This is a genomic window from Defluviimonas salinarum (assembly GCF_026013545.1).
Lineage (GTDB): Bacteria > Pseudomonadota > Alphaproteobacteria > Rhodobacterales > Rhodobacteraceae > Albidovulum > Albidovulum salinarum.
Genome location: NZ_JAPDOG010000012.1, coordinates 60,266 through 72,855, shown reverse-complemented (window position 1 = coordinate 72,855; position 12,590 = coordinate 60,266). Strand labels below are relative to the sequence as shown.

Below are 12,590 nucleotides of genomic sequence, written 5' to 3'. Positions count from 1 at the left end.
CAAGTTATTCCAGAAATGGAATATGACGTGACGTCAGAGACTGCGCCGCGCGAGCCAGGCGGACCAGGCAGCCTCGGAGCCCGCGAAGGCGTTGAGATCGGCCTCGCCGGAAATACCCGGAACCACGCCGGTGCCGGTATATTGCCAGAAGCTCCAGTCCTGGCCGGGATACTTGATGCTCGGGTGGCCGGCCACCGAGCGCAGCCAGAACTCCTCGCCGCGGAGCTTCCAGAGCTCGTTGTCGCGCCAGAAGTCGACCGCGGTGTAGATCACCGGGCGCTGGCCAAAGCGGGCGCCGACGATGCGCTGGAAGGTCTCGATCTCGGAGCGGATCACCTCCGGATCCGGACGCGAGCGGCAGGTCCGCGAAGTGTTGTTCCACTCGACGTCGAGGACCGGCGGCAGCGTGCCGCGTTCGGCCGGGACGTTGGCGATGAACCACTGCGCCTGTTCGACCGCCGAACGGCAGAGGTAGTAGAAGTGATAGGCGCCGCGCGGGATGCCGGCCTGGGCGGCGCCCGCCCAGTGCTGGAAGAACAGCGGATCGGCGTAGTCGCCGCCCTCGGTCGCCTTGATGAAGGCGAAGGAGACGCCGGAGCCCCTGACCCGGTGCCAGTCGACCGCGCCCTGGTATCGCGAGACGTCGACGCCGTGTACCGGGTGGTGCGCGGGCGTGATGCCGCGCCAGTCATAGGGGTCGATGTCGCTGAACCGCTGCGGGATACCGGCGACGCGGCCATTGCCGCCGCCGCATCCGGCCATAGCGAGAAGGGTGAGTACTGCCAGAAACCGCCCGATCGGCCGCATTGTTCTGTCCCTTTTTATTTTCTTGCCTGTTCGAAACAGGATGTCACGAAAACCGCTTCGGCGAAAGGGCGCTCACGGTGGCGGCGTCGATTTCCGGGGCGCGCCCGGCGATCAGATCGCCGGCAAGACGGCTCGCGGCCGGCGCGGTCTGGAAGCCGTAGCCGCCCTGCCCGGCGAGCCAGAAGAAGGAAGGTTCGGCAGGGTCAGGGCCGATAACCAGCACCCGGTCGGGCGCGAAGGTCCTGAGGCCCGCCCAGGAAGCGAGAAGCCGGGTCACGGGTTCGCTGACCATCGCCTCGTAGCGCGCGAGGCCCTCGGCCAGCACCATGTCGTCGGCCCAGGCGTCGTGCGGATGGGTCGGATCCTCCTCGGCCGGCGAGACGATGAGCGCGCCGGCATCGGGCTTGGCATACCAGGTCTCACCCGCGCCCATGACAAGCGGCCAGCGCGAGACATCATGCCCGCCGGGCGCGGGGATCCGCGCCATCGAGCGGCGGTGCGGCGTGAGGCCGATCGGTCGCAGCCCGGCCAGGCCGGCGATGGTATCGGCCCAGGCGCCGGCGGCATTGACGAGAATGCGTCCCGCGAAAGCGCCCTCTGCCGTCTCGGCGCGCCAGATGCCGCCCTCGCGGTCAAGCCCGGTGACGCGGGCGCCGGTGACGATCCGCCCGCCTGCCGCCCTCGCCTCACGCGCGAAGTCCTGGATCAGCCGGTCGGTGTCGATGTCCCAGGCGTGGTCGGCGAAGGCGGCGCGGGAAAGCGCTTCGGCCCTGAGCACCGGCAGTCTGGCCAGCGCGTCGGCAACCGCGATCTCGTCGAGGCCGAGCGCGGCGCGGTCGGTCTCGAAGGCAGCGTCCTCCCCTGCCCCCGCGACCAGCATCATGCCGCGCGGGCTGAGCACGCCGCCATTGGCGTGGCGCAGATGCGCCTCGCTCGCGAGCGACAGAGCAACGACCGGCGCGCGGCCGTAATAGGGCTCGAAGAGCGCGGCGGAGCGGCCGGACGTGTGGTAGGCGAGGTGATACTCGGCCTCGAGCAGCGTCACCGTGCCCAGCGACGCAAGTCGCGCGACGGCGGAGATGCCGGCGATCCCGCCGCCGACGATGAGAAAGTCGCTCTCCACCCCGCCCCCTTCAGGCCCGCTCGGGCACGGTTTCCGCAAGCAGGCCGCGGCCTTTCAGGAGCGGCTCCACCCCCGGCATCCGGCCGCGGAATGCCGCGTAGAGATCCTCGGCCTCCCGCGAGCCGCCGGCCGAGAGGATGTTCGCCTCCAGCCGTTGCGCGGTGGCGGGGTCGAAGGCGTCGCCCGCCTCCCGGAACGCCTCGAATGCATCGGCATCCATCACCTCGGACCACATGTAGCTGTAATAGCCCGAGGAATAGCCGTCCCCGGCGAAGACATGGGCGAAATGCGGCGTCGCGTGGCGCATGCGGATCGCGTGCGGCATGCCGATCCCGGCCAGCACCTCGGCCTGCAGCGCCATCGGATCGGCCGGCGCCGCGCCCTCGTGGAACGAGAGATCGACGAGCGCCGAGGCGACGTATTCTACCGTGGCAAAGCCCTGATCATAGGTCGAGGCTGCGAGCAGACGGTCACGCAGCGCCGCCGGGATCGGCACCCCGGTCCGGGCATGGCGGGCGAAGCGGTCGAGCACCTCGGGCACTTCGAGCCAGTGCTCGAAAAGCTGGCTCGGCAGTTCCACGAAATCGCGCGCGACCGAGGTGCCGGAGATGAAGCCGTAAGTCACGTCCGACAGCATCGCGTGGAGCGCATGGCCGAACTCGTGAAAGAGCGTGCGTGCATCGTCCCAAGACAGAAGCGCGGGCTCCCCCCTGGCCGGCTTGGCGAAGTTGCAGACATTGACGACGACGGGCCGCTGCGCCACCCCGAGCTTGCGCTGGCTGCGGAAGGAAGAACACCAGGCGCCGGACCGTTTCGAGGCCCGCGCGAAATAGTCGCCGATGAACACCGCGAGATGGTTTCCGTCGCGGGTAACTTCCCAGGCCCGGGCATCGGGGTGATAGAGCGCCACGTCGAGCGGCCGGAACGCCAGCCCGAAGAGCCGCGCGGCACAGTCGAAGGCGGCCTCGATCATGGTCTCGAGCCCGAAATAGGGCTTCAGTTCGCCCTCATCGAGCTCATGCTCGGAAAGCCGGCGCTTCTCGGCGTAATAGCGCCAGTCCCAGGCTTCGAGATCGCCGTTGATCCCGTCCGCGTGCATCATGGCGGTGAGGACAGCAGCATCGGCCTCTGCCTTCCCCTTCGCGGGCTCCCAGACCCGCATCAGGAGATCGCGCACCGCCTCCGGGGTCTTGGCCATCTCGGGTTCGAGCTTGTAGGCGGCGAAGCTTTCGTAGCCGAGGAGCTTCGCCCGCTCCTCGCGGAGCGCAAGGATCTCGGTGGCGATCGCCCGATTATCGGTCGCGCCGCCACTCTCGCCGCGCGCGACCCAGGCCGCATAGGCCGTCTCCCGCAGGTCGCGGCGCGACGAGAACTGCAGGAACGGCACGACGAGCGAGCGGTTGAGCGTGAGCATGTGCCCCCCGGCCCCACGCTCCTCCGCCGCGGCCTTCGCGGCGGCGACGACGAAATCCGGCAGCCCCGCGAGATCGGCCTCCGCGAGCGGCATCGCCCAGTCGCGCTCATCGGCAAGTAGGTTCTGGGTGAAGGCGGTCGAGAGCACCGCAAGACGCTCCTTCACCGCGGCCATCCGCGCCCGCCCCGCCTCGTCCAGCGCCGCACCCGCGCGGACGAACATGCGCCGGTAAAGCTCCAGCACCCGTGCCTGCTCCGCATTCAGGCCAAGCGTGTCCCGCGCGGCCCAGAGCGCCTCGATCCGGGCGAAGAGCGCGGCATTCATCGTCACTTCGGAGGCGAAAGCCGCGAGCTTCGGCGCCAGGTCGCGCTGCAACGCCTCGCGTTCGGGCGTCGATTCGGCGCCTGCGAGGTTGAAGAACACCGCCGAAACCCGGTCGAGCGCCTCTTCCGCCAGTTCCAGCGCCTCGACTGTATTCGCGAAATTGGCCGGTTGCGATGAACCGGCGATCGCCGCGACATTGGCACGGGCCTCGGCCAACGCGGCCTCGAAGGCGGGGGCGAAATCGGCGTCGTGGATCTCGGCGAAGGGCGGCAGCGCGAAGGCGCCGGTCCAGGGCTGAAGCAGCGGATTGGTCATGGGGCGGTCTCCTTTGCCGGGTGAAGCTAGGCACAGGCACCGGCAAAGGCCAGAACCCTTTCCCACTTTCTGTCCCGAAATACTCCCGCCGGAGGCCGGGCCGAGGGGGCTCGACGCCCCCGAGGACCGTCCTACCCGCCGCAGACCGCGCAGCCCGGACTGCGCTTCAGCATGATCTGGCGGCTCTCGCCGTAAAGCGCGTCGTAGATCAGCATCCGGCCCCGCAGCCCCTCGCCCGCACCGGTGATCTCCTTGATCGCCTCGACCGCCATCATCGAGCCGACCACGCCCGGCAGCGCCCCCATCACCCCCGCCACGGCGCAGGCGGGCGCCAGCCCGTCGGCGGGCCGCTCTGGGAAGATGCAGGCATAGCAGGGCGCCCCCTTCGCGGGATCGTAAAGGCTGATCTGCCCCTCCCACTGGGTGATCGCCGCCGAGAGGAGCGGGCGCTTCGCCGCCACCGCCGCCGCGTTCACCATGTAGCGCGTGTCGAAATTGTCGGACCCGTCGAGGATGAGATCGTATTCCGCGAAAAGCGCCTCCGCCTCGGCCGCGCCGAGCCGCCGGTTGTAGGGCTTGACGGTGATGAAGGGATTGAGCGCCGTCATCGCTCCTTCAGCGGAAAAGACCTTGGGCTGGCCGATCCGGGCGTCAGTATGGATCACCTGCCGCTGCAGGTTGGAATTCGACACCTCGTCATCGTCGATCACCCCGATCGTGCCGACCCCGGCCGCCGCCAGGTAAAGCAGCGCGGGCGAGCCGAGCCCGCCGGCGCCGATCACCAGCACCTTCGCCTCCTTCAGCCGGCGCTGGCCCATGCCGCCGACCTCCCGCAGCACGATGTGGCGGGCATAGCGGTCAAGCTCCACGGTCGAGAACGTGCCGCCCTCGGTCCCCCCGACGGGCCGCGCCCCGTTCCGAAGCTGCACGAGCCCGGCGCGGTAGAGAAGCACCAGCGCCACCCCGAGACCGAGAGCCGCCCAGGACCGCCAGTCGCCGCCGAGCGCCGCGGCCAGCGGATGACCGGACGGCAAGGCGAGATGCGCGACCAGAACGCCAAGCCAAAGCATCCCGAGCATCCCCAGCACGACCCGGCCCGGCAACCGCAGCACAAACCCGAGCGCGACCAGCGCGGCGGCGATCAGCGCGACGGTCATCGCGCCCCCGTCGAGCCGAAACCGCCCCCGCCGCGCGCGGTGTCCCCAAGCTCCGCCGCCTCGGCAAAACCCGCCTGCACCACCGGCGCGACGACGAGCTGCGCGATCCGGTCGCCGTGACCGACCACGAATGGCTCGGCCCCGAGATTGATCAGGATCACCCCGAGCGGCCCGCGATAGTCGCTGTCGATCGTGCCCGGCGTGTTCGGGAGCGAGATCCCGTGCTTCAGCGCGAGGCCCGAGCGCGGCCGGACCTGCACCTCGAAGCCCTCCGGGATCTCGAGCCGCAGCCCGGTCGGCACCAGCCGCCGCGCCATAGGGGCAAGCACGAGCCCCCCCGCCCGCTCCGCCTCGGGCAGGTTCGCGCGGACATCGGCCCCCGCCGCCCCCGCCGTCACATAGGACGGCAGCGGCACTGCCGGATCGGCCCATTCCTCGCGCAGAACCCGGATCGTGGGTCGCATCGCTTGCCCCTTCATCTTGCCGAAAATATCCCCGCCGGAGGCATCCGCCCTATCCGCCCGCGCCAAGCGCCCCGGCGATCCGCGTCGCGAGCCGTCGCGCCACCTCGTCCTTCGGCAGCCGCGGCCATTCCTCGGCGCCACTTTCCGTGATCAACGTCACCGCGTTCTCGGTGCCGCCCATGATCCCGGTCGCGGGCCGCACGTCATTGGCGACGATCCAGTCGCATTTCTTGCGCGCCCGCTTCGCCGTCGCATGGGCGACCACGTCGTCCGTCTCGGCCGCAAAACCCACGACCAGCCCCGGTCGCCCCTTGTTCCGCTGCGCCACCGTCGCGAGGATGTCCGGGTTCTCGGCAAAATCCAGCGCCGGCGCCTTGCCGGAGCCGTCCTTCTTCATCTTCGATCCCGCCGCGTTGGCCACCCGCCAGTCGGCCACCGCCGCCGCACAGATGACGGCATTGGCGGGCAGGGCCGCCTCGACCGCCGCCAGCATCTCCACCGCGGTCTCGACCCGAACCACCTCGACCCCGCCCGGTGCCGGCACCGCCGCCGGGCCGGTCACGAAGGTCACCCGCGCCCCGAGGTCGCGCAAAGCCCGCGCCAGCGCCGTGCCCTGTGCGCCCGAGGAGCGGTTGGCGATGTAGCGTACCGGGTCGATCGGCTCGTGCGTCGGCCCCGAGGTCACGATCACATGCCGCCCGGCGAGCGGCCCGCCGCCCAGCACCGCCTCGACCGCCGCGACGATCTCCAGCGGTTCCGCCATCCGCCCCGGCCCGTATTCGCCGCAGGCCATGTCGCCCTCGCTCGGTCCGACGAGGCGGATGTCGTCGGCCCTGAGCGTGGCGATGTTGCGCTGCGTCGCCCGATGCAGCCACATCCGCACGTTCATCGCCGGCGCGATTAGCACCTTCTTGTCGGTCGCCATCAGCAGCGTCGAGGCGAGATCGTCGGCATGCCCCCCGGCCATCTTCGCCATCAGGTCCGCCGTCGCGGGGGCGACGACCACCAGGTCCGCCGCTCGACTAAGCTCGATATGCCCCATCTCGGCCTCGTCGGTCAGGTCGAAGAGATGCCGGTAGCATTTCTCGCCCGCCAGAGCCGCCACCGACAGCGGCGTCACGAATTCCTCGCCCGCCCGCGTCAGCACCGACGTCACCGAGGCGCCCCGCTCCCGGAGCCGCCGGATCAGGTCGAGCGCCTTGTAGGCCGCGATGCCGCCGCCGATGATCAGAAGGATGCGCTTGCCCGAAAGCATGAAGGCCTCACTCGCTGGGGTTCCCAAGGATTAGGTCGCGCCCGGGCGGAAGACAAGCCGCGCGGACCATCACGGCCCGTGATGGCGACGTCCACAAAGAAGAACGTGACGCCGGATCGCCCCTCGGGCTAGCAAACGGGAAACGGAGGCGCGACATGACATATCACCTCGCCATCGGCGACCGCTCCCATTCGAGTTGGTCGCTGCGCGGCTGGCTTCTCTTCGAGAAATTCGGCCTGACCGTCGAGTGCCATTCCGGCGTACTCTACACCGGCGACTTCGACCGCCTGCTCGCCGACTTCGCCCCCGCCCGGCTGGTGCCCGCGCTGCGCCTGCCCGACGGCGAGGTGATCGGCGAAAGCCTCGCCATCGCCGAGACGCTTGCCGAACGCCACCCCGAAGCGCGGCTCTGGCCGGAGGACCCCGCCGCCCGCGCGATGGCGCGCTACATGGCGGCCGAGATGTGCGCGGGCTTCACCGCGCTCAGGGGTGACTGCCCGATGAACCTCCTGAAAAGCTACGCCGACAGCGCGCCGCGCGCCGAGGTTCTGGCCGACCTCGCCCGGATCGAGCGCATCTGGGCCCGCGCCCGCGAGAGGTTCGGCGAAGACAGCCCCTGGCTCTTCGGCCGCTACACCGCGGCCGATGCCTTCTTCGCCCCAGTGGCGACCCGGATCGCCACCTACAACCTGCCGGTATCGGCGGCGGCGATGGACTATGTAAACGCGCATCTCGCCGACCCCGCCTTCCGCCGCTGGCGGGCGATGGGCAAGGCCGAGAACCGCGTTCAGCCGAGCTATGCCAAGCCCTATCCCGAACGCCCCTGGCCCGGCCCCGCGCCGCTTCCCGCAACGATCGCCGACGGCCCATCGGAAAACGCGGCCTGCCCCTATTCCGGCAAGCCGGTGACCGACTTCCTCCGCCTCGACGGCCGCGTCTGGGGCTTCTGCAACCCGTTCTGCCGCGACAAGACGCTCCACGACCCCGAAGCCTGGCCGGCCTTCATGGCGATGATCGCGCGTTAACCATTCCTAAACCACGCCCGAGTAGCCGTTAACCAGTTGGAAGGGGACGGCGGATGGTGGCGCGCACCTACACGGTCGCATTCGAGGGCGTGGAGGCGCGCATCGTCGAGGTGCAATGCTCGGTCGCGACCGGCATGCCGGCCTTTGCGGTCGTCGGCCTGCCCGACAAGGCGGTGAGCGAGGCGCGCGACCGGGTCCGCGCGGCGCTGACCTCGCTTTCGATCGCGCTGCCGTCGAAGCGGATCACGATCAACCTCTCGCCCGCCGACCTGCCGAAGGAGGGCTCGCATTTCGACCTGCCGATCGCGCTGGCGCTCCTGGCCGCGATCGACATCCTGCCGCGCGAGGAGGTCGAGACGACCGTGGCTCTGGGCGAGCTGTCGCTCGATGGCCGGCTGGTCCCGGTGATCGGCGCGCTGCCCGCGGCGATGGCGGCGGCCGAGGAGGAACGGACGCTCCTCTGCCCCAAGGCCTGCGGGCCGGAAGCCGCCTGGGTCGGGGCGACGACGGTGATCGCGGCGTCCTCGCTCGCCGATGTGCTGCGGCACTATACCGGCCAGGCACCGATCGCGCCCGCGACGCCCGGCGAGGTCCGGCGCGACCCCGCGCACCGCGACCTGCGCGACGTCAAGGGCCAGGAACGCGCCAAGCGCGCGCTGGAGATCGCGGCGGCGGGGCGGCACCATCTGCTGATGGTCGGCACACCCGGCTCCGGCAAGTCGATGCTGGCCGCGCGGATTCCGGGCATCCTGCCGCCGCTGACCGCCGTCGAAGCGCTCGAGACCTCGATGATCCACTCGCTTTCGGGGCTCATCGACGAGGGCGGGATCAGCCGCACCCGCCCCTTCCGCGAGCCGCACCACACCGCCTCGATGGCCGCCATCGTCGGCGGCGGGCGTGGTGCCAAGCCGGGCGAGATCAGCCTCGCCCATAACGGCGTGCTGTTTCTCGACGAGTTCCCGGAATTCCCGCGCGCCGTGCTCGAAACGCTGCGCCAGCCGATCGAGACCGGCGAGGTCGTCGTGGCCCGCGCCAACGCCCATATCCGCTATCCCTGCCGCTTCCTCCTGGTCGCCGCCGCCAATCCCTGCAAATGCGGCTACCTGACCGATCCGTCGCGCGCCTGCGCCCGCGTCCCGCAATGCGGCGAGGACTATCTCGGCCGCATCTCGGGACCGCTGATGGACCGGATCGACCTTCGGGTCGAGGTGCCGCCGGTTGCCTATACCGATCTCGACCTGCCCGAGACCGGGGACGCCTCTGCCACGGTCGCCGAACGCGTCGCCGCCGCGCGGGCGGCGCAGACGGCGCGCTTCGCGGGCCATCCCGAGGTCCGGGTCAATGCCGATGTCGAGGGGCGGCTTCTGGAAGAAGTGGCGTGCCCCGATCCCGAAGGGAGGGACCTGCTCGCCCGCGTCGCGGACCGCTTCGGGCTCTCGGCCCGCGGCTACCACCGGATCCTGCGGGTCGCCCGCACCATCGCCGATCTGGCCGGGTCCGAGGCGGTCCGAAAGCCCCATGTGGCCGAGGCCGTCAGCTACCGGCTGAGCGTTCAGGAGAAGCGGTGAGCCTGCCCCCAGCGAGGCCGAGATGGCGGGCGAGGAAGGTCGCGGCCTGCGCGACGGTTGCATCCGCCTCGGGAATGCGGCCGACGAAGATCGGCCAGGCATGCGGGCTATCGGGGCTGACCTGAAGCTCCGTCTCCACCCCCTCCGCCTCGAGCCTCCGGGCAAGTCGCATCGTGTCATCGAGCAGCACTTCGGTTTCGGAGACCGCGAAGAAGACCGGCGGAGAGGCCGGAAACCCGGCAAAGAGCGGCGAGACGAGCGGGTCGCGCGGATCGTGCCCGGCCAGCGCATGGCCCGCAAGCTCGGCGAGCCGCTCAACCGGCAGAAACGGATCCCGCCCGGCGTTGGTTCGGCAGGAGGCGCCCGATCCCGTCAGGTCCGTCCGGGGCGAAAGACCGCCACGGCGGCGGGCGGCGTGTGCTCGGCGCAGAGCCGCGCGACCAGCGACAGCGCAAGCCCCCCACCCGCGCTGTCGCCGGCAAGCGCAATGTCGCGGGGTGCGAAACCCGTCTGGCGCAGGTGCCGCCAGGCCGCGTAGGCGTCATCCTGCGCGGCCGGGAAAGGGTGCTCCGGGGCGAGCCGATAGCGCGGCGTGCAGACGGCGATGCCGGCGACCTTCGCGAGCGAGGCCAGCAGGCCGTGATGGGTCCGCGGAGAGCCGGCGATGTAACCGCCGCCGTGAAAGTAGATCAGAACTTTGGGCCGCCCCGCGGCGGGGCGATGCCAGAAAAGCTCTGGAGCCTCTTCAGGATGCTCCCGCTCGACGATGACACCGCTCGGCCGGGCCAGGAACGCCCGCGCGAACCGCTCGAAGCCGCGCCGGGCCGCGAGGGGGTTGGACATGTGGCGAAGCTGCGGCTTGACGACAGCCACCAGGGCAGCGTTCAACAGACGCAGCCGCAGGTTCACCGCGCAGCCAGCTTCGCCTCGATCGCCTCCCAGATCTTTGCCGCGGCATTGGTCCCGTCGAAGCGTTCGAGCTCCTGAATCCCCGTGGGCGAGGTCACGTTGATCTCGGTCAGCCAGTCACCGATCACATCGATCCCGACGAAGACCTGACCCTTCTCGCGCAGCGTCGGCCCGATAGCGGCGCAAATCTCGCGATCGCGCTCGGTCAGCCCGACCGGCTCCGGCCGGCCACCAACATGCATGTTCGACCGGGTCTCGCCCTCGGCCGGGATCCGGTTGATAGCGCCGACGGGCTCGCCATCGACGAGGATGATGCGCTTGTCGCCCTTGACCACGGCGGGCACATATTTCTGGGCGATGAGCGGCTCGCGGCTGATGCCGATGAAGAGCTCGTGCAGCGACGCGAGATTGCGGTCATTCGGGTCGAGCCGGAACACACCCGCACCGCCATTGCCGTAGAGCGGCTTGAGGATGATGTCGCCGTGACGCGCCTTGAATGCGCGGATTGCATCGAGGTCACGGGCGATCAGCGTCGGCGGCGTGAGCTCCGGGAAGTTGAGGACGAGCAGCTTCTCGGGGTAGTTCCGCACCCAGAACGGATCGTTCACCACGAGCGTCTTCGGGTGGATCATGTCGAGAATGTGGGTCGTTGTGATGTAGCCCATGTCGAAGGGCGGATCCTGGCGCAGCCAGACCACGTCGTAATCGGCCAGATCGACCTCGGTCTCGGTTCCGAGCGTGAAGTGGTTCCCTTTTTCGCGCCGCACCTCGAGCGACCAGCCATAAGCGGTCACCCGGCCCTCGCGATAGCACAGCCGGCCCGGCGTGTAGTAGAACAGCTCATGCCCGCGCGCCTGCGCCTCGAGCGCGATGCGGAAGGTCGAATCCGCATCGATGTTGATGCGCTCGATGGGATCCATCTGGACCGCGACCTTGAGTGCCATGCGCGCCCGCCTTTCTCTGCTACGACCGGTCCCGATTGATGACCGAGCCGGCGGCGGGATGCAATCCGCGATCAGACTCCGATCGCGTTTCGAACAAGCTCGATCCTGCCCTGGCCATCAACCAAAGCGACATCGAACCGGACCTCGCTGTCCTGCCCCGCCGGCTCGCCCTCGAGGAACTCCGACGCCGTCCGGTAGATGCGCTCCGCCTGCCGCGCGGACAGCCGCTCGGCCGCGCAGGCGTGGGTTGCCGCGCGCTTGACCTCGATGAAGACCACGACGTTCCCGTCCCGCGCGATCAGGTCGATCTCGCCGCCCCGGCCGCGCCAGCGCCGCGCCGCGATTTGATACCCTGCGCCAGTGTAGAGCGCCTCGACCTGGTCCTCGGCCGCCCGGCCGCCGTGATGGGCGACCGCGCCCGTCAGTCGTCGTCGCCGAGTTTCAGCGCGATCTGGTAGACCTGCCGACGCGGCAAACCGAGCGCTTCCGCGACCACCGCCGCCGCATCCTTCGTCGAATGGCATTCCAGCGCCTCCCTCAGTGCCCGCTCGATCTCCGCCGGATCGGCCGCCCTGGCCCGCGCCCGGTCGATCACGACGGCAATCTCGCCCTTCACGCTCCGATCCGCGAAGGCCGCCGCGAGCTCGGCCAGAGACCCTCGGGTGACTTCCTCGAATCGCTTCGTCAATTCGCGGCAGACCGCAGCTTGCCGTTCCGCTCCGAAGCTTACCGCCAGATCCGCTAACAATTCCCGAATCCGCTTGGGCGATTCGTAGAGGATCAGCGTCGCCGGAACCGCGGCCAGTTCCGCCAGCCACTGCCGCCTCTGGCCCGCACCCGACGGCGGGAAACCGGCGAACATGAACCTGTCCGATGGCAGGCCCGAAACGGTGAGCGCCGCCAGCGCCGCCGACGGCCCCGGCGCGGCGATGACGAGGTGCCCTGCCGCGATCGCGGCGCGCCCGAGCTGATAGCCGGGATCGGCCACGAGCGGCGTGCCGGCCTCGGAGGCATAGGCGACCGACTTGCCCTCGGCCAAGGCCGCGAGGATCCGCGGCCGGACCCTTTCGCCGTTGTGATCATGATAGGATAAGAGCGGGCGATCGCCGAGTGCGATGCCGTGGATATCCATCAGGTGCCGCAGGGTCCGCGTGTCTTCCGCCGCGATCACGTCGGCGCTCGCGAGGATGTCGAGTGCCCGGAGCGTGACGTCGCGCGCGGCGCCGATCGGCGTCGCCAGAAAGTAGAGGCCCGGGGCCAGTGTCTGTGCTTGGCCGGTCATCGC

At 69.9% G+C, this 12,590-nt stretch carries 11 protein-coding genes and 1 pseudogene; 2 read left to right on the top strand and 10 right to left on the bottom strand.

The annotated features are described in order from the left end of the window. Positions 1-33 precede the first annotated feature (33 nt). The 6 genes from OM960_RS13940 to coaBC all read right to left on the bottom strand — a co-directional run bounded on the left by OM960_RS13940 (position 34) and on the right by coaBC (position 6,859). Positions 34-807 (bottom strand): glycoside hydrolase family 25 protein, encoded by a 774-nt coding sequence (locus OM960_RS13940; protein ID WP_263337591.1) that lies wholly within the window; start codon positions 805-807, stop codon positions 34-36. Between the two features lie 43 nt (positions 808-850). Then, positions 851-1,930 carry an NAD(P)/FAD-dependent oxidoreductase gene (locus OM960_RS13935; RefSeq protein ID WP_263337593.1) on the bottom strand — a complete coding sequence of 360 codons (1,080 nt, stop codon included), beginning with the start codon at positions 1,928-1,930 and terminating at the stop codon, positions 851-853. Between the two features lie 10 nt (positions 1,931-1,940). Beyond that, positions 1,941-3,983, bottom strand: a complete 2,043-nt coding sequence (locus OM960_RS13930) for a M3 family metallopeptidase (protein WP_264772386.1) — start codon at positions 3,981-3,983, stop codon at positions 1,941-1,943. Between the two features lie 131 nt (positions 3,984-4,114). Next, on the bottom strand, positions 4,115-5,140 hold the full coding sequence (locus tag OM960_RS13925; RefSeq protein WP_264772385.1) for a HesA/MoeB/ThiF family protein: 1,026 nt from the start codon (positions 5,138-5,140) through the stop codon (positions 4,115-4,117). Then, positions 5,137-5,604, bottom strand: coding sequence for a dUTP diphosphatase (gene dut / locus OM960_RS13920; RefSeq protein ID WP_264772384.1), 468 nt, complete (start codon positions 5,602-5,604; stop codon positions 5,137-5,139). Before dut ends, OM960_RS13925 begins: the two co-directional genes overlap by 4 nt. 49 nt (positions 5,605-5,653) lie before the next feature. Continuing rightward, positions 5,654-6,859, bottom strand: coding sequence for a bifunctional phosphopantothenoylcysteine decarboxylase/phosphopantothenate--cysteine ligase CoaBC (coaBC, locus tag OM960_RS13915; protein ID WP_264772383.1), 1,206 nt, complete (start codon positions 6,857-6,859; stop codon positions 5,654-5,656). A 155-nt stretch (positions 6,860-7,014) separates the two neighbouring features. Between coaBC and OM960_RS13910 the strand changes: the two genes are divergently transcribed. Next, positions 7,015-7,884 (top strand): glutathione S-transferase, encoded by an 870-nt coding sequence (locus OM960_RS13910; RefSeq protein ID WP_264772382.1) that lies wholly within the window; start codon positions 7,015-7,017, stop codon positions 7,882-7,884. A gap of 53 nt (positions 7,885-7,937) precedes the next feature. Continuing rightward, positions 7,938-9,452 (top strand): YifB family Mg chelatase-like AAA ATPase, encoded by a 1,515-nt coding sequence (locus tag OM960_RS13905; RefSeq protein ID WP_264772381.1) that lies wholly within the window; start codon positions 7,938-7,940, stop codon positions 9,450-9,452. On the opposite strand, the pseudogene OM960_RS13900 reads toward OM960_RS13905, so the two are convergent. From OM960_RS13900 to rsmI, 4 genes and pseudogenes are all read right to left on the bottom strand, one after another. Further along, positions 9,418-10,295: pseudogene (locus tag OM960_RS13900) on the bottom strand (alpha/beta hydrolase). The gene OM960_RS13905 and the pseudogene OM960_RS13900 sit on opposite strands and share 35 nt — an antisense overlap. A 62-nt stretch (positions 10,296-10,357) precedes the next feature. Continuing rightward, positions 10,358-11,305 (bottom strand): glutathione synthase, encoded by a 948-nt coding sequence (gshB, locus tag OM960_RS13895; RefSeq protein ID WP_264772380.1) that lies wholly within the window; start codon positions 11,303-11,305, stop codon positions 10,358-10,360. Positions 11,306-11,376: 71 nt separating this feature from the next. After that, positions 11,377-11,730, bottom strand: a complete 354-nt coding sequence (locus OM960_RS13890) for a YraN family protein (RefSeq protein WP_264772425.1) — start codon at positions 11,728-11,730, stop codon at positions 11,377-11,379. Further along, the gene (gene rsmI, locus OM960_RS13885) at positions 11,727-12,587 is read right to left on the bottom strand and encodes a 16S rRNA (cytidine(1402)-2'-O)-methyltransferase (protein ID WP_264772379.1); all 861 of its coding nucleotides are present in this window, start codon (positions 12,585-12,587) and stop codon (positions 11,727-11,729) included. Before rsmI ends, OM960_RS13890 begins: the two co-directional genes overlap by 4 nt. Positions 12,588-12,590 lie beyond the last annotated feature (3 nt).

What these genes read in the sequence shown, in the direction of transcription:
- OM960_RS13905 (WP_264772381.1), top strand. Translation starts at nt 7,938, where the DNA reads ATGGTGGCGCGCACCTACACGGTCGCATTCGAGGGCGTGGAGGCGCGC.
- coaBC (WP_264772383.1), bottom strand. Translation starts at nt 6,859, where the DNA reads ATGCTTTCGGGCAAGCGCATCCTTCTGATCATCGGCGGCGGCATCGCG.
- rsmI (WP_264772379.1), bottom strand. Translation starts at nt 12,587, where the DNA reads ATGACCGGCCAAGCACAGACACTGGCCCCGGGCCTCTACTTTCTGGCG.
- OM960_RS13910 (WP_264772382.1), top strand. Translation starts at nt 7,015, where the DNA reads ATGACATATCACCTCGCCATCGGCGACCGCTCCCATTCGAGTTGGTCG.
- OM960_RS13930 (WP_264772386.1), bottom strand. Translation starts at nt 3,983, where the DNA reads ATGACCAATCCGCTGCTTCAGCCCTGGACCGGCGCCTTCGCGCTGCCG.
- gshB (WP_264772380.1), bottom strand. Translation starts at nt 11,305, where the DNA reads ATGGCACTCAAGGTCGCGGTCCAGATGGATCCCATCGAGCGCATCAAC.
- OM960_RS13925 (WP_264772385.1), bottom strand. Translation starts at nt 5,140, where the DNA reads ATGACCGTCGCGCTGATCGCCGCCGCGCTGGTCGCGCTCGGGTTTGTG.
- dut (WP_264772384.1), bottom strand. Translation starts at nt 5,604, where the DNA reads ATGCGACCCACGATCCGGGTTCTGCGCGAGGAATGGGCCGATCCGGCA.
- OM960_RS13940 (WP_263337591.1), bottom strand. Translation starts at nt 807, where the DNA reads ATGCGGCCGATCGGGCGGTTTCTGGCAGTACTCACCCTTCTCGCTATG.